Origin of the sequence: Leucobacter chromiisoli, from assembly GCF_016522505.1 — a bacterium.
GTDB lineage: Bacteria > Actinomycetota > Actinomycetes > Actinomycetales > Microbacteriaceae > Leucobacter > Leucobacter chromiisoli.
In genome coordinates, this window is record NZ_JAEHOH010000012.1 from 70,506 (window position 1) to 93,121 (window position 22,616).

Genomic DNA, 22,616 nt, shown 5'->3' on the forward strand with positions numbered 1-22,616 from the left:
CGGTCGATCAGGTGTCCCGCATCGGCGGGAGGTCGTACACCTCTTCACCCTCGGGATCGTCGCCTCCCGGCGGGTACACCGGGACCTCCGGGCGGCGCGCGAGGAAGATCGAGCTCGCGATGAGCCCGCCCCACAGCAGCACGAAGGACAGGATCATGAACACGACGGCGACGGGGGTCATCGGCCGCTCCCTTCGTTCTTCTCCGCGGCGGCGGTCGCGGGTGCCGGAGGGTACGCGGGGTAGGGCGTGAACCCTCCCGGGTCCCGCTTCCAGGGGAGGGCCGTGAAGACGCCCGCCGCGACCAGCATCACCGCCACCGCGCCCCAGCCGAACAGCGTCGTGTACCAGGCCGGGTAGCCGCCGTACCCCTCGGAGACGAGCCCGATCACGACCTGGATCAGCATGAAGCCGATCACGACCGGCCCGAGCACCGAGACAAGCAGGCGCCAGATGCGCCCCACCTTGAAGGTCGAGACCTGCGAGACGTGGAAGGCGAGCTCGGGGCCGCGCTTGTAGATCCACATCACCACGACCGACGCGGCCACGGCCGAGGCGACGATTCCGATGTTGTTCGCCCAGTTGTCGATCGTGTCGAGCGCCGTCAGGCCGGAGGTCGTCGTGTACAGCAGGATCGAGACGAGCGCGAGGACTCCGCCGACGCCCCACACGGCCTGCTTGCGCGAGAGGCCGAACTTGTCCATGACCGCGGAGAAGACCACCTCGAGCACGGAGATCAGCGAGGTGAGCCCCGCCATGACGATCGATCCGAAGAAGAGGATGCCGAACAGCTGGCTCATCGGCATCTCGGCGACGATGGCCGGGAAGGTCATGAACGCGAGCCCCACGCCCGTGCCCGAGACCTCGCTGACGGGGATGCCCTGCTGGAAGGCGAAGAACCCCAGCGTCGCGAAGACGCCGACGCCCGCGAGCAGCTCGAAGGAGGAGTTCGCGAAGGCGACGACCAGGCCGGGGCCGGAGAGGTTGGAGCGGCGCTTGCGGTACGAGGAGTAGGTCAGCATGATGCCGAAGGCGACCGAGAGCGAGAAGAAGATCTGACCGTAGGCGGCGATCCACACCTGCGGGTCGGCGAGCGCCGCGAAGTCGGGGGTGAAGAAGGCGTTCAGCCCCTCGACGGCGCCGGGGAGCGTCAGGGCGCCGATCACGAGCGCCAGGAAGCTCACGACGAGCAGCGGCAGGAAGATGACGTTCGCCTTCTCGATGCCCTTGGCGACTCCGGTGCTCTGGATCAGCAGCACGACGACCCAGGCGATGACGACGGGGATCAGCACCGCCGGGACGAAGTCGAGCGTGAAGGGGGCCTCCGCCACGCGCAGGTACTCGCCGACGAAGTAGCCGGTGGCGTCGTCTCCCCACTTCAGATCGAACGAGAAGACGAAGTAGCTCGCGGCCCACGCGACGACCACGGTGTAGAACGTCGCGATGAAGACGTTGATCATCACCTGGAACCACCCGACGGCCTCGCCGGCCCTCCCTGCCGTGCGGCGGAACGCGAGCGGGGCCGAGCCGCGGAATCGGTGGCCGAGGGCGTAGTCGAAGAGCAGGATCGGGATGCCCGCTGTGAGCAGCGCCACGAAGTACGGGATGAGGAAGGCGCCGCCGCCGTTCTCGAACGCCACGCCGGGGAAGCGCCAGATGTTGCCGAGACCCACCGCCGATCCGATGGCCGCGAAGATGAATCCGATCTGCCCGGACCACTGCTCGCGCTGCGGTGCCGCCGGGGCCGAGGTGCTCTGCGTCACGGTGTGTCGCTCCTGTTCGCCGTCCGTCTTCCACGCGAGCGTAGCACCATACCGCGGAGAGGCGTCGCGAATGCGGTCAGGCCGCCGGCCGGATCACCACGCGCAGCGAGTCCACGCGCTCGGCGACCACCGCGTCGCCGGCCCACCGCCGCTGCGCCCGCTCGACCACCTCGGCGAGCTCGTCGCGCCCGAGACCCGGCTCGATCAGCAGCACGGCGTCCGTCTCGGGGGCGAGCAGCCGGCCCTCCGGGTCTCCCGGCACGAGCACCGCGTCCCTGACCCGCGGATCGTCGGCGACGGATGCGCTGAAGGCCGCGCGCACGTCGGCGTCGGCCCACGACGGCAGGCTCCGCTCCCCCGTCGCGACGGCGCGCAGGGCCGGCCGGCGCACGCCGTACTCGCACTCCGGCGAGCCGGGATCGACGATCACGAGGTCCGTCCCCTCCTGCGCCGCGGCGAGGGCCGCCTGCGGTCCGGGAACGGGGATCGGCCGGGCTCCGGGGTTCCACCGCCGCATGGCGTCGGTCGAGCTGAACACCGGCATCACGCGGCGGCCGTCGGGCGCCGCGACCGTCACGATCGAGAGCTCCTGCGTCTTCTCCACCGTGCGCCCCTCAGGGGTGCGCCCGAGATCCCCGGCCTCCGCGACGAGCGGGATCAGCAGGCGGCACCGCGACAGGGCGGCGACCGCGTCAGCGTGCCCCTGCGCCAGCGCGGCGAGGGCCGCCGACGGATCCGCACCCGGATCCGACCCCCGCACGGCTGCAGCGGCGTCGCGCACGCCCTGCACGGCGGCGCGCAGCTCCTCCGGGGTCGATCCGTCGTCGTCGGCGAACTCGGTGCCGTGATGGTCGAAGGTGCGTCCGGCCCACGGGAAGCCCGCGGAGTCCGCGGCCCCTCCGGCGACGAGGCTCTCGGGGACGCCGGTGCTGCGCGGCGCGTCGCCGCTCGACGGGAGCTTCCTGATCGCCACCGTGCCCTCCTTCTCGTCCGGCCCTCTCGGAACCGCGCCTACTCGCCCCTCCCGGCGACGTCGAGCGCGGCCGCCAGCGTGAAGGCACCCGAGTAGAGCGCCTTGCCCACGATCGCGCCCTCGATGCCGAGGGGCACGATCTCCCGCAGCGCCGCGAGATCGTCGAGCGTCGAGATGCCGCCCGAGGCGACGACGGGTCGATCGGTGCGCGCGGCCACCTGCTTCAGCAGCTCGATGTTGGGCCCCTGCAGCGTGCCGTCCTTGGTCACGTCGGTCACGACGTAGCGGGGGCATCCGGCGTCCTCGAGGCGCTCGAGAACCTCCCAGAGGTTGCCCCGATCCTCGGTCCACCCGCGCGCCGCGAGGGTCTCGCCGCGCACGTCGAGGCCGACGGCGATCCGCTCGCCGTAGCGGGCGATCACCGCGCGGGTCCACTCCGGGTTCTCGAGCGCCGCGGTGCCGAGGTTGACGCGCGTCGCCCCGAACTCGAGCGCCGCCTCCAGGCTCGCGTCGTCGCGGATCCCGCCCGACAGCTCGACCTTCACGTTCTTCGCGTGCTTGAGCACCTTGCGGATCACGCCGATGTTGCTGCCGCGCCCGAAGGCCGCGTCGAGGTCGACGAGGTGGATCCACTCCGCGCCCTGCTCGACCCAGGAGAGCGCGGCGTTCACCGGGGTGCCGTAGCTCGTCTCGGTGCCGGCCTCGCCCTTGAGGAGGCGCACGGCCTTCCCGTCGACGACGTCAATCGCCGGCAGCAGCTCCAGCTTGGGCCGCTCGTTCAGCTCGATCATTCGTTACTTCTCGCTATCTCGGTGTGTCGTTCCAGGGTGTGCGGCGCGCGGGCCCGCGGCCCGCGCGGTCAGCGCAGCGTGTCGATCCAGTTGCGCAGCAGCCGGATGCCGGCCTCGCCGGACTTCTCGGGGTGGAACTGGGTGGCGGAGAGCGGCCCGTTCTCGACGGCGGCGACGAAGCGCTCGCCGTGCTCGGCCCAGGTGACCCTGGGCGCCGTCGCCTCGCTGCGCCCCTCCAGCGTCCACTCGGTCGCCGCGTAGCTGTGCACGAAGTAGAAGCGCTCGTCGGGGATGCCGGCGAACAGCGCCGAGTCGGCGGGGGCCTCCACCGTGTTCCAGCCCATGTGGGGCAGCACGGGCGCGTCCAGTCGGCGCACGATCCCGGGCCACTGGCCGAGCCCCGAGGTCTCGACGCCGCGCTCGACGCCGCCCTCGAACATCACCTGGAGGCCGACGCAGATGCCCAGCACGGGCCTGCCGCCCGCGAGCCGACGGTCGATCAGCTCGTCGCCGCGCACGGCGCGCAGCTGCCGCACCACCGCGTCGAAGGCCCCGACGCCCGGCACGAGCAGTCCGTCGGCGGCCATCACGGCGTCGGCGTCGCGGGTCAGCTCGACGTCGGCGCCCGCGCGGGCGAGCGCCTTGACGGCGGAGTGCACGTTGCCGGACCCGTAGTCGAGCACCGCGACGCGAGGGGCCTCGCCCGCTCGGGTCACAGCGCGCCCTTGGTCGACGGGATGCCGGTCACCCGCGCGTCGGGCTCCTTGGCGCGGCGGAACGCCCGCGCGAAGGCCTTGAACTCGGCCTCGGCGATGTGGTGCGGATCCCGCCCCTCGATGAGGCGCAGGTGCACCGTGAGGCGCGCGTTCAACGTGAGCGCCTCGAAGAAGTGCCGCACCATCGACCCCGTGAAGTGGCCGCCGATGAGGTGGAACTCGTAGCCGGAAGGCTCCCCGGAGTGCACCAGGTAGGGCCGCCCCGAGATGTCGACGACGGCCTGCGCGAGCGCCTCGTCGAGCGGCACGAGCGCGTCGCCGTAGCGGGAGATGCCCCGCTTGTCGCCGAGCGCCTCGAGCAGCGCCTGGCCGAGCAGGATGCCCGTGTCCTCGACCGTGTGGTGGACGTCGATGTGGATGTCGCCCTCGGCGCGCACCGTCAGGTCGGTGAGCGAGTGGCGGGCGAACGCCGTCAGCATGTGGTCGAAGAACGGCACGCCCGTCTCGATGTCGGACTCTCCGGTGCCGTCGAGGTTCAGGCTCAGGCTGATCTGCGATTCGCTCGTCGATCGCTCGAGCGTCGCGGTGCGGGGGGCTGAGGTCATGGGCCCCATCCTATCCGGCCGGCCCGCCGGCCCGCTGGGCCTGCCGGGTCGCCACCCAGAGCCCGCCGAGGAACAGCGCGGCGACGACGAAGACCCAGTTCGGGATCGCCGCCGACGCCTGCTGCACCCAGCCCTCGAGACGCGCCTGCTCGGAGTAGCCGACGAGGCTGCCGAGCGCGCTCGTGCCGCGCGTCGCCAGCAGCAGGATCCCGATGCCGATCGTCGCCGCGCCCGCCACGATGTTCGTCCAGACGTTCCGCCAGCGCCCGAGCACCAGCTCGCGCGGCCGCACGAGACGCCGCACGGCCGGGATCCGGTTCCACAGCAGGGCCAGCAGCAGCAGCGGCACCGCCATCCCGGCGGCGAACGAGAGCATCACGAGGCCTCCGAGCAGGGGCGCGCCGCCGTAGGCCGCGAGCGTGAGCGCCGCGCCGAGCAGCGGACCCGCGCACACCCCGGCGAGCCCGTACACCGTGCCGAGCGCGTAGACCGAGGCGATCGACGCGCTCTTCGCCCCGCGCTGCCGGGCGAGCGCCGGCAGGCGGATCCCGAGCAGCATCACGAGCCCCAGGGCGATGACCAGGATCGCGGCACCGGTCATGAGCGCGTGCCGATGCGCGCTCACCCACACGCCGAGGCTGCCCGCGAGCAGCCCGAGCGGCACGAGGGCCGTGGCGAGCCCGAGGAAGAACACCCCCGTGCGGGCGAGGAGGGCGCCGGCGCTGTTGAACGCGTACGCGAAGAAGGCGGGCAGCAGCATCGCGGAGCACGGGCTCAGCAGCGTCAGCACGCCGCCGAGGAAGGCCCCGAGCAGACTCAGGCTCACGGCAGCCTACTGCTCGCCTTCGCGCTGCTCGGCCTGCTCCACGGCGCCGTCGAGGAAGCTGCGGAACTCCCCGACCGGCTGCGCGCCCTGCAGGGCGCCGCACGTCCCGGTGTCCGCGAAGAACGGCACCGAGCTCACACCGAGCCGTCGCGCCTCATCGCTGCTCGCGCGGACCGCCTCGCGCAGTTCCTCGCTGCCCAGATCCTCCGAGAAGCGGGGCAGGTCGGGGACGGCCGCCTGGCGCGCGTACTCGAGCAACCGCTCGTCGGTGATCTCGGGGCGGTCGTCGGTCATGTCGTCGTAGACCGCGAAGAGGTACTCGAAGTAGCGCCCCTGCTCCCCCGCGGCGCGCGCGGCGACGGCGACGCGGGCCGACACCTCGCCCTCGATGAAGTCCGCGTCGTGCACTTCGATGCGCACCTTGCCGGTGTCCACGTACTCCTCGATCAGCACCGGCAGCGTGTCGCGCGAGAACACGCCGCAGTAGGGGCAGCGGAAGTCGGTCCACTCCGCCAGCACGACGGGGGCGTCCGCATCGCCGAGCGCCATCGGGTCGTCGGCCTCGCGCCGCGCCTCCACCGGGCACGCCTCGGCGGCGCCGTCCCGCCCCTCGGCCGTCGCCCGCCCCTCGCCCGCCGACGACCCTGCGTCCGCGCCACCGCCCGAGCGCGCCGCGTCGAGGGCGGTCATCTGCATGCCGATGACGACCGCGAGCACGATCACGAGCGCGCCGAGCACCACGCAGTAGTTGCGCAGCAGCCGGTACCTGCGCTCGAGGGTCGTGCGGTCCATCGTCTCGACGGGGCCCCGGGTCCTCGTCCGGGCAGCGACTCCGCCGGAGCGCTCCCGCGCGCCGCTCTCGTGTTCGTCAGACATCGCTCACAGCCTAACGGACCTCCCCGACTTGCGCGTCAGGCGTGGAACAACTCCGGCGCGGCCGGCGTCCGGATCAGCCGCGGGCGCCGCCCGGACCGAGCGCGGCGATCGCCTCGATGAGGGTCGTCGTCTCCTCCTCGGTGCCCGCGGTGAGGCGCAGGTGCCCCTCGATGCCGAGGTCGCGGATCAGGATGCCCTGCGCGCGGAGCGCCTCGAAGGTCGCCGTGGGATCGGCGAAGCCCCCGACGAGGAGGAAGTTGGCGCCCGAGGGGTGGACGCGGTAGCCCAGCCCCTCGAGCGCGTCGGCGAGGCGATCCCGCTGATCGCGGATGTCGGCGACGGTCGCGAGCATCTCGGCGGAGTGCCGGATCGCCGCCGTCGCCGCGGCCTGCGTGAGGGCGGAGAGGTGATACGGCAGGCGGACGAGGCGCAGTGCGTCGATCACCGCGGGGTCGGCGGCGAGGTAGCCGAGCCGCACGCCGGCGAACGCGAAGGCCTTGCTCATGGTGCGGGAGACGAGCAGCCGGGGCCGGCCGGGCAGCAGCGACACGGCGCTCTCGCGCTCGGCGTCGAACTCGTGGTAGGCCTCGTCGACGATGAGCATGCCGTCGAAGGCGTCGTAGGCCGCGACGACGACCTCTCGATCGAGGGGCGTGCCCGTCGGGTTGTTGGGTCCGCAGAGGATGGCGATGTCGGGGCGGTGCTCGCGAAGCGCCGCGGCGACGAACTCCGACGTGAGGGCGTAGCCCTCGGGCCGTTCCACCGGCGTCCATCCGGTGTCGGTGCCGGAGGCCAGCAGCGGGTACATGGAGTAGGTGGGGGTGAAGCTCAGCAGGGTGCGCCCGGGCCCGCCGAAGGCCTGCAGGATCTGCTGCAGCACCTCGTTCGAGCCGTTCGCAGCCCACAGCTGGTCGGCTGCGAGCCCGTGCCCCAGATACCCCGCGAGCGCCTCGCGCAGTGCGAGGAACTCCCGATCCGGGTAGCGGTTGACGCCGCGCACCGCGCGCTCGAGCTCGGCGACGATGTCGGCGGCCACCCCGTCGGGGATGGGGTGGGTGTTCTCGTTGACGTTCAGGCTGACCGGCACGGGATCCTGGGGGGCGCCGTACGGTCGCTTACCGACGAGGTTGTCGCGGAGCGGGAGTTCGCTGAGATCGGTCACCCCATCGAGTTTACCGGGCGGGGCTCACTCCGAGCGTTCGACGGCCGCGATCACGGCCGCGAGCTCGTCGCGCAGGGCGAGCAGGCGCTCCACCGGCAGCCCGAGCCGTTCGATCACCGCCGGAGGCACCGAGAGGGCCTGCTCCCGCAGGGCCCGCCCCGCCTCCGTGGTCACGAGGCAGAAGGTGCGGTCGTCGCCCTCGACGGGCGCCCGCTCGATGAGCCCCGACTGCTCCAGTCGCTTGACGATCGGCGAGAGCGTCGCGGGGTCGAGACGCAGCATCTCGGCGAGCTCCCCGAAGCGCAGCGGTGCGCCGCCCCAGAGCGCGAGCATGACGAGGTACTGCGGGTGCGTGAGCCCGAGCGGCTCCAGGATGGGGCGGTAGATGCCGATGACGCTCCTGCTGGCCACCGCGAGCGCGAAGCACACCTGCCGGTCGAGCTCGAGGGCGTCGTCGGGGAGTTCCTGCATGCGCCCGATCCTACCTCGTTCGTCCGCGAACGACTTCTGCTAGCATTTTGTTCGTGGGCAAACGAACACCGAAGCGGAGACTCTGGCACGCGACTCCCTACGACGATGTGCCGGGGGCCTACGCCGCCGTGCAGCGGTTCTTCTACCAGTTCGAGGGGACGGCCCAGCTGGGCGACCCGAACGAGCCCCCGTACGTGCCCCCGGAGAACCCGACCTGCCCGGTCTGCGGTGCACCGATGAAGGAGCATCGGATCGATCGTGGCGGCCCGGGCAAGCCGACCCACATGAAGTGCCCGGCGCCGAAACCCCAGGCCGGCGAGGACGACTGAAGACGTTTCGCCCGAGGCCAGCGGGCCGAACCCGCTGCCGCGGCCGCCTCAGTCGAGCCCGACCTCCGCGGCGGTCGCAACCCCGGGCTCGTCCGCGTACCGGAGCGGCACGGCGATCGGCTGGCCCGCCTGCACGGCCGAGCCCTCGAGCTGGTTGAGACGCACGATCTCGGAGATGAGGTCGCGCGGGTCCGTGGTGGAATCGAGCTCCGATGCCACCGACCACAGCGACTCCCCCGGCGCGACGACGACGTACCCGAACTCCCGTCCGCCGTTCTCCGCGGAGGCCTGCGCCCCCGGGGCGCCGATGGCGGCGAGCATCGCGAGCGCTCCGGCGACGAGGAGGGTGCCGATCGCACCGAACACGACGCGGCCGCGACGCGTGAGCCTCAGCCGCACGGGCGAGGGTGCTGCCGCCGCACGCGGGGCCTCGGCCTGGATGACCAGCGTTGCACTCATGTTCGCTTCCCTTCGTCTGCGATATGCGCACCGGGCGAGCCGGTTCGAACATCTGTTTCGAATCTATATTCGATTCTGTGGATTTGCAAGGTGGAATTCGAAACTCTGAGCGAGAATTTTCGCGCGACACTCGAACAAACGTTTGCCGAGCGCCGCGGCGAGCCGCTAGGGTTCCGGACAAGGAACACCGAACCACGGACCACTGACATCGGCGGTTTTCCGCCGATCCCGACCCGGGTGACGCGACCTGCCGGGCGAGCCGCCTCGGCTCGACCGCACGGCGCTCCGATACCGCGTCGCACACCGAGACCCGACCACCCGAAGGAGCCGCGATGACCCAGGCAGCCACCCCGTCGGCGCCGAAGCCGCTCACGGAGAAGCAACGGGCGATCCTCGAGTTCATCGCACGGTCGGTGGAGGGTCGCGGCTATCCGCCGAGCATGCGCGAGATCGGCGACGCGGTCGGGCTCTCCTCCCTCTCGAGCGTCACGCACCAGCTGAGCCGACTCGAGGCCGCGGGGTACATCCGGCGCGATCCGAATCGCCCCCGGGCGCTCGAGATCCTCATCGAACTCGCCGAGACCAGATCGGCCATGAGCGAGGCGCCGTCCCAGGAGGCCGCAGAGGCGACCCTCGTGCCCCTCGTCGGCCGCATCGCCGCCGGCGCTCCGATCACGGCCGATCAGCACGTCGAGGATCTCGTGCCGCTGCCCCGCCAGCTCGTCGGAGACGGCCAGCTCTTCATGCTCAAGGTCGTGGGCGACTCGATGATCGACGCCGCGATCTGCGACGGCGACTTCGTGGTGGTGCGCCAGCAGCAGAACGCCGAGAACGGCGACATCGTGGCCGCGATGCTCGACGAGGAGGCGACCGTCAAGGTCTTCCGTCAGCGCGACGGGCACACCTGGCTGCTCCCCCGCAACAGCGCATTCGAGCCGATCCTGGGCGACCACGCCGAGGTGCTCGGCAAGGTGGTCGCCGTCTTCCGCTCGGTGTAGCCCCTCGCGTAGACACGCCCTCCGCAGCGCAGGATCATCCGGCCTTCCCCGGCCTGCCCGCCGAGAGCGCCCCTCCGCGCCCGATGCCCCGGGACCGGTGCAGAAGCGCCCGCTCGGCGCCCGTCGCGGCGACCGCTCGGCATCCGTCGCGGCGCCCGGCGCCCGTCGCGGGCGCCCCTGCGACCTTCGGCACTCCCGCATTCGATTTTTTGAACTGAGTTCATCTATTGTGGACGCCATGCCGCAGACACCGCTCCTCGCTCCCCCGACCGGCCGCGCCGCGGAGACCGGACCCCCGCCGGTCGACGTCGGCCTCGTCCCCGGGCTCGTACCCTACGCACGCGGCCTCGCCCTCCAGCGCGAGGCCGCCGAACGCGTCGAGCGCGGCGAGGATCGCGGCACCGTGCTGCTGCTGGAGCACGAGGCCGTCTACACGGCGGGCCGCAGGTCGCTGCCCGAGGAGTACCCGGACGACGGCAGCCCGGTCATCCCGGTCGATCGCGGCGGCAAGGTGACCTGGCACGGCCCGGGTCAGCTCGTCGGCTACCCCGTGGTCCGGCTGCGCGAAGGCCACGGGGTGGTCGATTTCGTGCGCGACCTCGAGGAGGTGCTCATCGAGGTCGCCGCCGACTTCGGCGTGAGGGGCATGCGGATCCCCGGGCGCTCCGGCGTCTGGGCCGAGGCGCCCCGCTCAGGGAGCACGACCGCGACCGCGAGCACGGTTGCGGCCGCGGGCGCGGCTGCGATCCCGGGTGCGAGCACGGTTGCGGCCTCGGGCGTGCCCGTCAAGTTCGCCCAGATCGGCCTGCATGCGCGCGAGGGCCTCATCACTCACGGCTTCGCGCTGAACTGCAGCAACGCCCTCGAGCCTTTCGCATCCTTCGTGCCGTGCGGGATCACGGACGCCGGGGTCGCCTCGCTCAGCAGCCTCGCGGGAGCGACGATCGCCCCCGCCGACGTCATCCCGCACCTCGTTCCGCGACTCTCGGCGAAGATCGAGGAGGTCGCGGCATGAGCGCAGTCAACATCGGAAAGCCGCTGTCCGAGGTGCTCGCCGCCAAGGGGCGAGCCGCCAAGGAGCGAGCCGCCAAGGAGCAAGCCGCGGGCGAGCGGGCCGCGGGCGAGCGGGCACACGCGGCACAGTCCCAGGCAGAGCAGACTCCCGAGGAGGCGACACCGGAGGAGCCGATCGAGGCCGGCCGATCCGCGCATCGCGCCGGGCCCGACGCCGCGCAGCGGCCGCAGCCCGACGGCCGCCCGCTGCTGCGCGTCGAGGCGCGCAACGCGCAGACCCCGATCGAGCGGAAGCCGGAGTGGATCAAGACCCGGGCTCGCACCGGACCCGAGTACACCGACGTCCGATCCCTCGTGCAGCGCGAGGGCCTGCACACCGTGTGCCAGGAGGCGGGCTGCCCCAACATCTACGAGTGCTGGGAGGATCGGGAGGCGACCTTCCTCATCGGCGGCTCGATCTGCACGCGGCGCTGCGACTTCTGTCAGATCACGTCGGGCAGGCCGCTGCCGCTCGACCTCGACGAGCCGCGCCGCGTCGCCGAGTCGGTGCGGACGATGGACCTCCGCTACGCGACCATCACGGGGGTGACTCGCGACGACCTCCCCGACACGGGCGCGTGGCTCTACGCCGAGACGATCCGGCAGATCCACGGGCTGAACCCGGGATCCGGCGTCGAGGTGCTGGCCGACGACCTGGGAGGCCGGCCCGAGGATCTGGCGCAGGTGTTCGAGGCGGGGCCCGAGGTGTTCGCGCACAATCTCGAGACGGTGCCGCGCATCTTCCGGCGCATCCGGCCGGGCTTCCGATACGAGCGCTCTCTCGACGTCATCGCGCAGGCGCGCGTCGCCGGCATGATCACGAAGTCGAACCTGATCCTCGGCATGGGCGAGACGGTCGCCGAGGTGCACGCCGCGATGCGGGAGCTCAACGACGCCGGCTGCGACATCCTGACACTGACGCAATACCTGCGCCCATCGAAGCTGCACCACCCCGTCGACCGCTGGGTGCGGCCCGAGGAGTTCGTCGAGCTCAAGGCCGCGGCCGACGAGATCGGATTCGCCGGTGTGCTCGCCGGGCCGCTCGTGCGCTCCTCGTACCGAGCCGGCCGGCTGTGGGCGCAGACCATGGCGGCGAAGGGGCGGACCGTGCCCGAGCACCTTCGGCACCTCGCCGAGCGAGCGACGGCCGACGACGCGTTCCTGCAGGCGGTGTGACCGGCGTCCGGCCTCGCGGCTCGCATCCCGCCGTCCCTCACCGCCCCGTCCCGCCCCCGTCCCACCCGCACCGCACCCGTTCATCTGCGCTCGTCAGTAGATGTCCTGAATCTTCGAATTCGGAGCATCTACTGCCGAGCGCAGATGATGAGCGGGCGAGACCGGATCGGGCGTCAGCAGCTCGAGGTCGCGGAGCACCGCGAGCACCTGCTCGTGGCGGTTGAAGGTGTAGAGGTGGATCGAGGGCGCTCCGCCGGCGAGGAGTTCGCGCGCGAGCTCCCGGGTGTGCTCGACGCCGAGCTCGGGGGCGTAGCCGCCGGCCTCCTCGAGCGCCCGCTCCAGCTCGGGCGGCGCCGGCCGCCCGGCGAGCGACGCGACCTTGCGCAGCTGCGCGATCGTCGACACCGGCATGAGCCCGGGCAGCACGGGGATCTCGAGGCCCGCACTCCGCGCGTCGTCGACGAACCCCAGGTACTCCTCGGCGCGGAAGAAGAGCTGGGTGATCGCGAACTGGGCTCCCGCCTCCTGCTTCGCGATGAGCCACTCGATGTCCTCGGCTCGGGATCGCGACAGCGGGTGGCCGTTCGGGTACGCCGCGACCGCGGTGCGTCCGACGCTCGTGAGCGGCGGCCGCTCGGCCCGCGCCTGGGCGATGAGCTCGACCAGCTGCACCGCGTCGAGGGACCCCGACACGGCGGGATCGTCCTCGCCCAGACCGCGGGGCGGGTCCCCGCGCAGCGCCAGGAAGTCGTGGACGCCCGCGTCCATGATCCCGTGGATCGTCGCGCGGATCGCATCGGGGGTCTCGCCGACCGTCGTGAGGTGCGCGAGCGGCAGGGCGTCGGTGTTGCCGCGCAGATACCTCAGCAGGTCGAGCGAGGCGTCGCGGTTCGAGCCGTTCGCCCCGTAGGTGACGGAGATGAAGTCGGGGCCCGCGGCCGAGAGGTGCTGCACGGCGTGGCCGAGCGCGAGCGCCGCCGCTCCGCTGCGCGCCGGGAACACCTCGAACGAGAAGCGGGCCCGCGTCGCGGCGCTCCCCGTGAGCAGCACGCTTCCGTGCGGTGCAGGGGTCACGGCGCGCCTCCCGCGAGTTCCTCGGCGGCGAGCGCCGTGCCCCGCACGCGGGCGGCGATCTTCGCGAAGGCGACGTCGCGGGCGAAGTCGGGCGACCCGTGCCGCGGCTTCTCGTCGATGAGGTAGGGCGAGAAGCCGCAGTCGTCCGTGGACCCGAGCAGCTCGGGCGGCACGAAGCGGGCCGCCCGCACGAGCTGATCCCGGATCTCCTCCGCGGTCTCGAGCTTGGGGCTCGTCGGCACGGTGACGCCGAACAGCACCCGCGGGCGGCGGGATCCGTCGGCCTCGGAGCGGCGGCGCAGCTCGCGCCCGACGAGCCCCGCGACCCGGTCGGGCTCCTGCTCGCTCGCCGCCTGCACGAGGAAGTAGCCGGCGTCGATCTGGAAGAGCTCGGGGATCAGCTCGGCGTAGTCGACGTCGGCGCTGTGCGCCGAGTCGCGGTCGTTGCCGGGGCACGTGTGCACCCCCACGGCCGCCCGCTGAGCCGGTGCGAGGCGGTCAAGCACGCGGTTGACGAGGTCGATGAAGCCGCCGAGCGCCTCGGGGCCGGCCCAGGGCGCGCGCAGGTCTCGGCGCAGCGCCAGCCTCCCCTCCGTGAAGTCGACGGTGACGCGCGAGGCGCCGGCCGCGAAGCAGCGCCGGATATCCTCCGCGCAGCCGGCGACCACGTCGTCGAGGAACTCCTCCCGCGTGTAGTCCCCGATGCCCTCGGCCGGCACCATGAGCGAGAGCATCGAGGGCGAGACGACGGCCTGCTTCAGCGGCAGCCCGGTGAGCGTGCGCGCGTGGCGCACGTCGTCCGCCGCCCACGCCCGGAAGCGGAAGGGCGTGCCCGAGAGGCTCGGGATCACCCGGTGGTGGCCGTCGGCGAACACCGCGAAGACGGGCCCCTCCTCCGCGATCCCGTCGAACGAGGTGCCGAGCGGATAGCTCGCGAAGCTCTCTCGGCGCTGCTCGCCGTCGCTGAGGATGGGCGACCCGGTCGCCGCCATGCGCTCGAGGGTGTCGCGCACCGCGCGGTCCTGCTCGGCCGCCAGCTCCTCGGCGCTCAGCAGCCCGGTGTCGGTGTCGAGCACGGCGCGCTGCAGCCGCGCAGGACGGGGCAGCGAGCCGACCGGCTCGGTCGGCAGCCGCCCCGCCGGCCAGGCCTCGACGGTGCTCGCCGCGGGCGTCACGCCGCGCCTTCGCGCACCGCCCTGGCGGCCCGCACGAGGTTCGTCAGGCTCGCCACGGTCTCCTCGTAGCCGCGGGTCTTCAGACCGCAGTCAGGGTTGACCCACAGCTGCTCGCCCGGGATCCGCGAAGCGGCGATCCGGATCAGCTCGGTCTGCTCCTCGACGCTCGGCACGCGGGGCGAGTGGATGTCGTAGACGCCGGGCCCGATGCCGCGGGAGTAGCCGTGGTCGCCGAGCGGCTCGACGACGTCCATGCGGCTGCGCGCGGCCTCGATCGAGGTGACGTCGGCGTCGAGCCCGTCGACCGCGTCGATGATCTCGCCGAACTCGGAGTAGCAGAGGTGGGTGTGGATCTGCACCTCGGGGGCGGCCCCTCCGGTCGCGAGGCGGAAGGAACCCACCGACCAGTCGAGGTACGCCGCCTGGCGGTCGGCGTCGAGCGGCAGCAACTCGCGCAGCGCCGGCTCGTCGACCTGCACGATGCCGATGCCGGCCTCGACGAGGTCGTCGATCTCGTCGCGCAGCGCGAGCGCCACCTGCGCAGCGGTGTCTCCGAGCGGCTGGTCGTCGCGCACGAACGACCATGCGAGGATCGTCACGGGGCCCGTGAGCATGCCCTTGACCGGCTTCCCGGTGAGCGACTGCGCGTACCTCGACCACTCGACGGTGATCGGCGCGGGGCGGGACACGTCGCCCCAGAGGATCGACGGCCGGGTCGCCCGGGTGCCGTACGACTGCACCCACCCGTGCTCGGTCACGGCGAAGCCGTCGAGATTCTCGGCGAAGTACTGCACCATGTCGTTGCGCTCGGCCTCGCCGTGCACGAGCACGTCGAGCCCGATCTCCTCCTGCAGCCTGATGACGCGCTCGATCTCCTCGCGCAGGAAGCCGTCGTAGGCCGCCTGGTCGATCTCGCCCCTCGTGAACGCCGCACGGGCCTTGCGGATATCGCCGGTCTGCGGGAAGGATCCGATTGTCGTCGTCGCGAGGCGGGGGATGCTCAGCGCGCGCTGCGCGTCGCGGCGCTCCTGCTCGGAGGCGCGGCCACGGTCGGCGTCGCTGACCTCGGCGACGCGGGCCCTCACACCGTCGACGCGCACGCCGGGCGCGGCCGCGCGATCGGCGAGCACGCGCTCCGTCTCGGCGAGCTCGGGCTCGATCGCGTCGGCGCCCTCCCGCAGACCCCGGGCGAGCACCGCGACCTGCGAGACCTTCTGGTCGGCGAAGGCGAGCCAGGATCGCAGGCGCGGCTCGAGCTTCGCTTCGTCGTCCACGTCGTGCGGCACGTGCTGCAGACTGTTCGAGGTGCCGACGACCGCGTCGACGCCGGCGAGCCGCAGATCCTGCACGACCCCCGAGGCCACGCGCAGATCGGTGCGCCAGATGTTGCGGCCGTCGACGACGCCGGCGACGAGCTGCTTCCGGTGGAGGGCGCTCACGAGCTCTCCCGATTCGAACGCCCCGGCGGGCAGGGTGCCCCGCACCAGGTCGGCGTGCACGGCCTCGACCGGCAGCGCGGCGAGGCGCAGCAGCGCACCGGAGGAGTCCCCGTAGGGCGCGGTGAGCAGGATCGCGGGGCGGTCCTCGCCGCCGCCCAGCACGCCGTAGGCGCGCTCGACGAGGGCGACGATCTCCTCGCGCGGCACCGACAGCGAGTCGGAGACGAGCGCGGGCTCGTCGAGCTGCACCCAGGAGGCGCCCGCGGCGGCGAGCTCGCGGAGCAGCTCGGCGTACGCGGCGACCGCGTCGTCGAGGCGGTCGATCGGGGCGAAGCCCTCGGGGGCGCCATCCGCCGCCTTCGAGAGCAGCAGGTAGGTGACGGGGCCCACGATCACGGGCCGCGACTCGACGCCCTGCTCGCGTGCCTCGGCGAGCTGCCCGACGAGGGCGGCGGCGTTCGCGGCGAACGGTGTCGAGGGGTCGATCTCGGGCACGCTGTAGTGGTAGTTCGTGTCGAACCACTTCGTCATCTCGAGCGGCTGGTGGCGCTCGTCGCCGCGGGCGAGGGCGAAGTAGACGGAGAGGTCGGTGGCATCCTCCGCGGCGGCGACGTCGGAGAAGCGCGCAGGGATCGCCCCGAGCGCGAGCGTCGCATCGAGCACCTGGTCGTAGAAGCTGAAGCTCTCGGGGATCGCGGCGCCCTCGGCGGGCAGGCCGAGCTCGACGAGGCGCTCCCGGGTCGCGGCGCGCAGTCCGCGGGCCGCCTCGACGAGCTCCGCCTCGCTCGCGCTCCCCTTCCAGAACGCCTCGACCGCGCGCTTCAGTTCGCGGCGGCGCCCGAGGCGCGGGTAACCGAGGATGGTGGCGTTCGGCAGGGGTGAGGCGGGCATCGGCGTCCTTCGGATCGGCGGGCGGGGAGGACCGGGGCGGCCCCGGGTCCCCTCAAGCTATCCGGGGCGCGACGGGCCCCGCCCCGATGTTGCGCCGTATGAACTACGAAATGTTACGCCGCCCGGGGACCGACGACCGGCGGCCGACGGCTGGAGGACCGTCGACCCGACCACGGCGCCGAGCGGAGGACCGACGACCGCACCGTTGCCCACGGTCCGGACTCGAGGCCGAGCCGACGCCGCCGACTTGCTCCCCCGCGGCGCGCGGTTTACATTGAGCGGGCCGGCGCCGCTCGGCGCCGGATCCTGCGATGGAGGAGGAACCTTGACCGAGAACACCCGCCCGAACGCGCCCGGGACCCGACGCGTGGTTCCCGCCGACTCGAAGCCGGTCGACGCCGACCGGGTGCAGCAGCTCCTCGCCGAGGAGTGGGATCGCTTCACCTCCTGGTCGCAGGCCTCGGGCGAGCACAACAGGCGCGCCTCGACCTCGCTGCCGCTCGGCGTCACCAGCTCGTTCCAGCACTGGGATCCCTACCCCATCACGATCGAGTCCGCGCGCGGGGCGCACCTCACCGACGTGGGCGGCAACCGGCTGCTCGACCTCTCGATGGGCTTCGGCGCCGGTCTCGTGGGCCACTTGAACCCGCGAGTGGTGGAGGAGGTCACCCACGCCCTCACCAGCATCGGCACCCTCTTCGTCACGCCGTCGTCGCAGGCCACCGACATGGCCGAGCGGTTCAAGAGGCGCTTCGACCTCGACATGCTGCGCTTCACGAACTCGGGCACCGAGTCGCTGATGTACGCGATCCGCAGCGCTCGCGCCTACACCGGGCGCTCGGGCATCGCGAAGATCGAGGGCGGCTACCACGGCGGCTACGACGCGCTCCAGGTGTCGGTGAAGCCGGCTCTCGAGGACATCGGCCCCGCCGACCGCCCGATCCCCGACGCGCCGGCCGACGCGGTGCCGGGCGAGGTGCACGTCGTCGCGTACAACGACCTGGGGCAGCTCGAGCGGGCGTTCCGCGAGCACGGCGGCAGCATCGCGGCGTTCGTGGTGGAGCCCGTGATCGAGAACCTCGCGATCGTGCTGCCCGACGAGGGCTACCTCGAGGGAGTCCGCGCGCTCTGCGACGAGTACGGCGTCGTGCTGATCTTCGACGAGGTCAAGACCGGTCTCACGGCGGGTCACGGCGGCGCCGCGCAGCGGCTCGGGATCAAGCCCGACCTCATCACGCTCGCGAAGTCGATCGGCGGAGGTCTGCCGCTGGCCGCGTTCGGCGGCAAGCAGGAGATCATGGACGTCGTCGTGGACGGCCGCATGGCGCACTTCGGCACCTACAACGGCAACGCGCTCGTCATGGCCGCCGCGAAGGCCGTCGACGAGCTCATCACCCCCGAGGCGAGCGCGGGCCTCGAGGCCCTGAACACCCGCACCCTCGACACCCTGGACGCGATCATCGGGGAGTACGAGCTGCCCGCCCACACCGTCGGCCTCGGCGCGAAGGGCTGCGTCACCTGGGCGACCGGCCCCGTGCGCAACTACCGCGACTACAAGGCCACCGACTTCGGGGTCGCCGAGCTCTCCTGGCTCTGGGGCGTCAACCGGGGCGTGCTGACCCCGCCCGGGCTCGACGAGCAGTGGCTCGTCTCGCTCGCGCACACGGAGGACGACATGTCGGTGCTCATCGAGGATTTCCGCTCGCTCGCCGAGGCGCTCCGGGCATAGGGATCCCGGGGACGCCGCCCCGTCCCCTGAACCCGGCCGGCGTCGGCCCGTCGCGCCGCTCAGACCACGTAGGGCTCGAGCTTCGCGAGCATCTCCGAGGTGACGAAGGCGCGCACGCGGGTGCCGGTCTCGACGTACTCGGTCTCGAGCACGCGGTTGCGCTCGTGCATCTCGGCGACGAGCTCGCCGCGGTCGTAGGGCACGACCACGGTGACCTCGCGATCCGGCACGGGCAGCGCGGCGTCGATCCGGCGCTTCAGCTCCTCGAGGCCCTCGCCCGTCCGCGCCGAGACGAAGACGGCATCGGGGGCGAGCCCGTGCAGCACGAGCCTCTGGGAATCGTCGATGAGATCCGCCTTGTTGAAGGCGACGAGCTCGGGGATCCCCTGCGCGTCGACCTCGGCGATCACGTCGCGCACCGTCTGCAGCTGCGCCGCCGGGTCGGGGTGCGAGGCATCGACCACGTGCAGGATCACGTCGGCCTCCCCCACCTCCTCGAAGGTGGAGCGGAACGCCTCGACCAGCTGGTGCGGAAGATTGCGCACGAAGCCGACGGTGTCGGCGTAGGTGAAGCGACGCCCGTCGTCGGTCTCGGCGTGCCGCACCGCGGTGTCGAGGGTCGCGAAGAGCTGGTTCTGCACGAGCTCCTGCACGCCCGTCAGCCGGTTGAGCAGACTCGATTTGCCCGCGTTCGTGTAGCCGGCGATGGCCACCGACGGCACCTCGCCGCGCCTGCGGTTGGCGCGCTTCGCCTCGCGGGCGGGGGCGAACCCCGCGATCTGCTTGCGCAGCTTCGCCATCCGGGTGTGGATCTTGCGGCGATCCAGCTCCATCTTCGTCTCGCCGGGGCCGCGGGAGCCCATGCCCGCGCCCGCGGAGCCCACCTGGCCGCCGGCCTGCCGCGACATCGACTCGCCCCAGCCGCGCAGCCGCGGCAGCAGGTACTCGAGCTGGGCGAGCTCGACCTGCGCCTTGCCCTCGCGGCTCTTGGCGTGCTGGCTGAAGATGTCGAGGATCACCGCCGTGCGGTCGATCACCTTGACCTTCACCACGTCCTCGAGCGCTCGGCGCTGGCTGGGCGCCAGCTCGGTGTCGGCGATCACGGTGTCGGCGCCCACGGCAGCGACCAGCTCGGCGAGCTCCTGGGCCTTGCCCTTGCCGAGATACGTGCTGGGATCGGGGTTCGCGCGCCGCTGCAGCAGGCCGTCGAGCACCACCGCACCCGCCGTCTCGGCGAGGGCGGCGAGCTCGCGCAACGAGTTCTCGGCGTCCTCGGTCGACTTCTGCGAGTAGACGCCGATCAGCACGACGTTCTCGAGCCGGAGCTGCCGGTACTCCACCTCGGTGACGTCCTCGAGCTCGGTCGAGAGGCCGGGGACGCGGCGCAGCGAGGCGCGATCCTCGCGCTCCATGCGGATCGCGTCCAGGTCCTCGGCCAGCCGATCGTGCTCGGCGTCTCCGAGCGCCTGGGCGCCGCCCGTGAGGTCCCGGATCACGGTCGCGGATCCCACTCCCGCGGCGCGCGAGAGCACGCGGTCGAGGGGATCGGCGGGGAGGGGCGTCTCTGCCTCGGTGGGCGCGGCGTCGCGCACGTCCTCGGCCTGATCGAGATCGGACTGCTGATCCTGGGATATACGTTTCGTCATCTGGTTTCCCAGTGTATGCCACCCGCGCTCGCGCGTGTCGCGGGTTCGCCCACAGCGCAGGTCCTCCCCGATCCGCCGCACCGTCTCGAGAATCCGCCCGTGCACCACGACTACTCAGTGGTACTATGTACTGGTAGTCAGCGTCACTGAGTAGCAGGGAGTGCCTCGTGGGCAAGCAGATGACCGAGATGCTCAAGGGCACGCTCGAGGGCATCGTCCTCGCCATCCTCGCGGTGCGGCCCGCCTACGGGTACGAGATCACCGCCCGCCTGCGGGATCAGGGGTTCTCCGACATCGCCGAGGGCACCGTCTACGCCCTCCTCGTGCGCATCGAGAGACGGGGGCTCGTGCAGGTCGAGCGGGTTCCCTCCGAGAAGGGGCCGCCCCGCAAGGTCTACACGCTGAGCGCGGAAGGGCGCGACTACCTCGAAGAGTTCTGGACGACGTGGGGCTTCCTCTCCGAGCGACTCGAACGGCTCCACGGGCTCGATGGAGGAGGAAGGTAATCATGGCCGCGAAATGGATCGAGACGATCACCGGATCGTTCGAGGAGAAGAAGCGCTACCGGAGGTACCGGGAGCGCGTCTCGGAGCTTCCGGGTGCCTACCGCACCGCTCTCGAGGCGGTGGAGCGCTACCTCATGTACGCGGGGATCATGAAGGGCGACGCCATGGTCGACATGTTCGAGGACCTGCTCGAGCTGTTCGAGCAGAGCGTCGAGAGCGCCACTCCCGTCCGGGGCATCGTGGGCGAGGATCCCGTCGAGTTCGCCGAGGCGTTCCTCCGCAACTACTCGGACCGGCAGTGGATCGGCAAGGAGCGGGCGCGGCTGACCGACGCGATCGCCCGCGCCGAGAGCGACGAGGAGGGGGCGGGATCATGATCGCCGCCGAGCCGATCCGGGTGCGGGGGCTCGAGAAGTCCTACGGCGATCTGCGCGTGCTGCGCGGCGTCGACCTCGAGGTCGGGCGGGGCACGATCCTCGCCCTGCTCGGCTCGAACGGCGCGGGCAAGACCACGCTCGTGCGCATCCTGTCGACCCTGCTGCGCGCGGACGCGGGAGCGGTCGAGGTGAACGGGAACGACGTCGCCGCACGGCCGGCGAGGGTGCGCGAGGCGATCAGCCTCACCGGCCAGTTCGCCGCCGTCGACGAGGTGCTCACGGGGCGCGAGAACCTGGTGCTCGTGGCGCGGCTGCGGCACCGGCGCGATCCGGGCGCGACCGCTGACGCGCTGCTCGCGCGCTTCTCGCTCGTCGAAGCGGGCGGACGCAGGGTGGCGACCTACTCGGGCGGCATGCGCCGCCGCCTGGACATCGCCATGAGCCTCGTCGGGGATCCCCCGGTCGTCTTCCTCGACGAGCCGACCACGGGGCTCGACCCGCAGGCCCGGCTCGAGGTCTGGGGCGCGGTGCGCGAGCTCGCGCAGAGCGGCACGACCGTGCTGCTGACGACGCAGCACCTCGAGGAGGCGGAGCAGCTCGCCGGCCGCATCGCCATCCTCCACGAGGGCCGGATCATCGCGAACGGCACCCTCGCCGAGCTGAAGCGGCTGCTGCCCCCCGCTCGGGTCGAGTACGTCGAGAAGCAGCCGACGCTCGAGGAGATCTTCCTCGCCCTCGTCGGCGGTGCCGCGAAGGCCTGAGCTCCCGCGGCGCCGCCGACGAACGCCCACCGACCGGAAGGACCCACCATGACCATGCACTTCATCGGCGACACGGCCGCGCTCACGGGACGCTCGCTGCGGCACATCGTGCGCAGCCCCGACACCATCATCACTACCGCCCTCATGCCGATCGCGATGATGCTGATGTTCGTCTACGTGTTCGGCGGCGCGATCGACATCGGGGCGAGCGCCGGAGCGGGAGCGTACGTGGACTACCTGCTGCCGGGCATCCTGCTCATCACGATCGCCTCGGGCGTCGCCTACACGGCCTTCCGGATCTTCATGGACATGCGCGACGGCATCCTCGAGCGCTTCCGGTCCATGCCCGTCGCGCGCTCGAGCGTGCTCTGGGCGCACGTGCTCACATCGGTCGTCGCCACCCTGGCATCGCTCGCGATCGTCGTGGGCGTCGCGATCGCGATCGGCTTCCGCTCCCCCGCGAACGTCCTCGGGTGGCTCGCCGTCGCCGGCGTCCTGCTGCTGTTCACTCTGGCGCTGACCTGGATCGCCGTCATCCCGGGCCTCACGGCCAAGACCGTCGACGGGGCCAGCGCGTTCTCGTATCCGCTCATCTTCCTGCCCTTCCTGAGCTCCGCCTTCGTCCCGACCGAGACCATGCCCGGGCCGGTGCGCTGGTTCGCGGAGCACCAGCCGGTCACCCCGATCGTGGACTCCATCCGCGGCCTGCTCGCCGGGCAGCCGGCGGGCGCCGAGCTCTGGAGCGCTCTGGCGTGGTGCGTCGCGATCCTGATCGTCGCCTCCCTCCTCGCCTCGCTGGTGCATCGCCGCAGGATCTCGTAG

At 72.1% G+C, this 22,616-nt stretch carries 24 protein-coding genes; 9 read left to right on the forward strand and 15 right to left on the reverse strand.

The genetic code is table 11. From position 1 onward, the window contains the following. Positions 1-7 precede the first annotated feature (7 nt). The 10 genes from JD276_RS09660 to JD276_RS09705 all read right to left on the reverse strand — a co-directional run bounded on the left by JD276_RS09660 (position 8) and on the right by JD276_RS09705 (position 8,181). Positions 8-181, reverse strand: a complete 174-nt coding sequence (locus JD276_RS09660) for a methionine/alanine import family NSS transporter small subunit (RefSeq protein WP_200115441.1) — start codon at positions 179-181, stop codon at positions 8-10. Next, entirely contained in the window at positions 178-1,761 is a 1,584-nt protein-coding gene (locus JD276_RS09665) for a sodium-dependent transporter (RefSeq protein ID WP_200115442.1), read from the reverse strand. Before JD276_RS09665 ends, JD276_RS09660 begins: the two co-directional genes overlap by 4 nt. Before the next feature lie 76 nt (positions 1,762-1,837). Next, positions 1,838-2,734, reverse strand: coding sequence for an SseB family protein (locus JD276_RS09670; RefSeq protein WP_200115443.1), 897 nt, complete (start codon positions 2,732-2,734; stop codon positions 1,838-1,840). Between the two features lie 38 nt (positions 2,735-2,772). Beyond that, entirely contained in the window at positions 2,773-3,525 is a 753-nt protein-coding gene (gene priA, locus JD276_RS09675; protein WP_200115444.1) for a bifunctional 1-(5-phosphoribosyl)-5-((5-phosphoribosylamino)methylideneamino)imidazole-4-carboxamide isomerase/phosphoribosylanthranilate isomerase PriA, read from the reverse strand. Positions 3,526-3,593: 68 nt separating this feature from the next. Further along, a complete protein-coding gene (gene hisH / locus JD276_RS09680) occupies positions 3,594-4,241 on the reverse strand; it encodes an imidazole glycerol phosphate synthase subunit HisH (protein ID WP_200115445.1) in 648 nt (215 codons plus the stop codon). Beyond that, positions 4,238-4,846 carry an imidazoleglycerol-phosphate dehydratase HisB gene (hisB, locus tag JD276_RS09685; protein ID WP_200115446.1) on the reverse strand — a complete coding sequence of 203 codons (609 nt, stop codon included), beginning with the start codon at positions 4,844-4,846 and terminating at the stop codon, positions 4,238-4,240. The genes hisH and hisB overlap by 4 nt, the downstream gene beginning before the upstream one ends. Positions 4,847-4,856: 10 nt before the next feature. Beyond that, positions 4,857-5,672: a cytochrome c biogenesis CcdA family protein gene (locus JD276_RS09690; RefSeq protein WP_200115447.1), complete on the reverse strand. Its 816-nt coding sequence runs from the start codon at positions 5,670-5,672 to the stop codon at positions 4,857-4,859. Positions 5,673-5,678: 6 nt separating this feature from the next. Next, the gene (locus tag JD276_RS09695; protein ID WP_233615554.1) at positions 5,679-6,548 is read right to left on the reverse strand and encodes a DsbA family protein; all 870 of its coding nucleotides are present in this window, start codon (positions 6,546-6,548) and stop codon (positions 5,679-5,681) included. A gap of 73 nt (positions 6,549-6,621) precedes the next feature. Further along, a complete protein-coding gene (locus JD276_RS09700; protein WP_200115448.1) occupies positions 6,622-7,710 on the reverse strand; it encodes a histidinol-phosphate transaminase in 1,089 nt (362 codons plus the stop codon). Between the two features lie 24 nt (positions 7,711-7,734). Further along, a complete protein-coding gene (locus tag JD276_RS09705) occupies positions 7,735-8,181 on the reverse strand; it encodes a MarR family winged helix-turn-helix transcriptional regulator (RefSeq protein ID WP_200115449.1) in 447 nt (148 codons plus the stop codon). Positions 8,182-8,234: 53 nt separating this feature from the next. Here JD276_RS09705 and JD276_RS09710 point away from each other — a divergent pair, with 53 nt between their 5' ends. Next, positions 8,235-8,510 carry a hypothetical protein gene (locus tag JD276_RS09710; protein WP_200115450.1) on the forward strand — a complete coding sequence of 92 codons (276 nt, stop codon included), beginning with the start codon at positions 8,235-8,237 and terminating at the stop codon, positions 8,508-8,510. 48 nt (positions 8,511-8,558) lie between these two features. On the opposite strand, the gene JD276_RS09715 is transcribed toward JD276_RS09710, so the two are convergent. After that, positions 8,559-8,969, reverse strand: a complete 411-nt coding sequence (locus JD276_RS09715; protein WP_200115451.1) for a LysM peptidoglycan-binding domain-containing protein — start codon at positions 8,967-8,969, stop codon at positions 8,559-8,561. 332 nt (positions 8,970-9,301) lie between these two features. On the opposite strand from JD276_RS09715, the gene lexA reads away from it, so the two are divergent. The 3 genes from lexA to lipA all read left to right on the forward strand — a co-directional run bounded on the left by lexA (position 9,302) and on the right by lipA (position 12,196). After that, entirely contained in the window at positions 9,302-9,967 is a 666-nt protein-coding gene (gene lexA, locus JD276_RS09720) for a transcriptional repressor LexA (protein WP_200115452.1), read from the forward strand. A gap of 238 nt (positions 9,968-10,205) precedes the next feature. Beyond that, the gene (gene lipB, locus JD276_RS09725; protein WP_200115453.1) at positions 10,206-10,982 is read left to right on the forward strand and encodes a lipoyl(octanoyl) transferase LipB; all 777 of its coding nucleotides are present in this window, start codon (positions 10,206-10,208) and stop codon (positions 10,980-10,982) included. Continuing rightward, positions 10,979-12,196 (forward strand): lipoyl synthase, encoded by a 1,218-nt coding sequence (gene lipA / locus JD276_RS09730; RefSeq protein ID WP_233615555.1) that lies wholly within the window; start codon positions 10,979-10,981, stop codon positions 12,194-12,196. Before lipB ends, lipA begins: the two co-directional genes overlap by 4 nt. 93 nt (positions 12,197-12,289) lie before the next feature. Here lipA and JD276_RS09735 read toward each other — a convergent pair whose 3' ends face one another. Genes JD276_RS09735 through metE form a run of 3 tightly spaced genes read right to left on the reverse strand, consistent with a single transcriptional unit; the run spans position 12,290 to position 16,775 of the window. Next, positions 12,290-13,270, reverse strand: a complete 981-nt coding sequence (locus JD276_RS09735; RefSeq protein ID WP_307866522.1) for a methylenetetrahydrofolate reductase — start codon at positions 13,268-13,270, stop codon at positions 12,290-12,292. After that, a complete protein-coding gene (locus JD276_RS09740) occupies positions 13,267-14,445 on the reverse strand; it encodes a uroporphyrinogen decarboxylase/cobalamine-independent methonine synthase family protein (protein ID WP_200115454.1) in 1,179 nt (392 codons plus the stop codon). Before JD276_RS09740 ends, JD276_RS09735 begins: the two co-directional genes overlap by 4 nt. Beyond that, positions 14,442-16,775 carry a 5-methyltetrahydropteroyltriglutamate--homocysteine S-methyltransferase gene (metE, locus tag JD276_RS09745; RefSeq protein ID WP_200115455.1) on the reverse strand — a complete coding sequence of 778 codons (2,334 nt, stop codon included), beginning with the start codon at positions 16,773-16,775 and terminating at the stop codon, positions 14,442-14,444. The genes JD276_RS09740 and metE overlap by 4 nt, the downstream gene beginning before the upstream one ends. A 325-nt stretch (positions 16,776-17,100) precedes the next feature. Between metE and JD276_RS09750 the strand changes: the two genes are divergently transcribed. Then, positions 17,101-18,504: an aspartate aminotransferase family protein gene (locus tag JD276_RS09750; RefSeq protein ID WP_233615556.1), complete on the forward strand. Its 1,404-nt coding sequence runs from the start codon at positions 17,101-17,103 to the stop codon at positions 18,502-18,504. 59 nt (positions 18,505-18,563) lie between these two features. Here JD276_RS09750 and hflX read toward each other — a convergent pair whose 3' ends face one another. Continuing rightward, positions 18,564-20,150: a GTPase HflX gene (gene hflX, locus JD276_RS09755; RefSeq protein WP_200115457.1), complete on the reverse strand. Its 1,587-nt coding sequence runs from the start codon at positions 20,148-20,150 to the stop codon at positions 18,564-18,566. A gap of 167 nt (positions 20,151-20,317) precedes the next feature. Between hflX and JD276_RS09760 the strand changes: the two genes are divergently transcribed. From JD276_RS09760 to JD276_RS09775, 4 genes are read left to right on the forward strand one after another with little or no spacing between them, the layout of a single operon-like run. Then, on the forward strand, positions 20,318-20,656 hold the full coding sequence (locus JD276_RS09760) for a PadR family transcriptional regulator (RefSeq protein ID WP_307866523.1): 339 nt from the start codon (positions 20,318-20,320) through the stop codon (positions 20,654-20,656). Positions 20,657-20,658: 2 nt separating this feature from the next. Beyond that, positions 20,659-21,033 carry a DUF1048 domain-containing protein gene (locus tag JD276_RS09765; RefSeq protein ID WP_200115458.1) on the forward strand — a complete coding sequence of 125 codons (375 nt, stop codon included), beginning with the start codon at positions 20,659-20,661 and terminating at the stop codon, positions 21,031-21,033. Further along, positions 21,030-21,794, forward strand: a complete 765-nt coding sequence (locus JD276_RS09770) for an ABC transporter ATP-binding protein (RefSeq protein WP_200115459.1) — start codon at positions 21,030-21,032, stop codon at positions 21,792-21,794. Before JD276_RS09765 ends, JD276_RS09770 begins: the two co-directional genes overlap by 4 nt. A gap of 48 nt (positions 21,795-21,842) precedes the next feature. Then, entirely contained in the window at positions 21,843-22,616 is a 774-nt protein-coding gene (locus tag JD276_RS09775) for an ABC transporter permease (protein WP_307866524.1), read from the forward strand.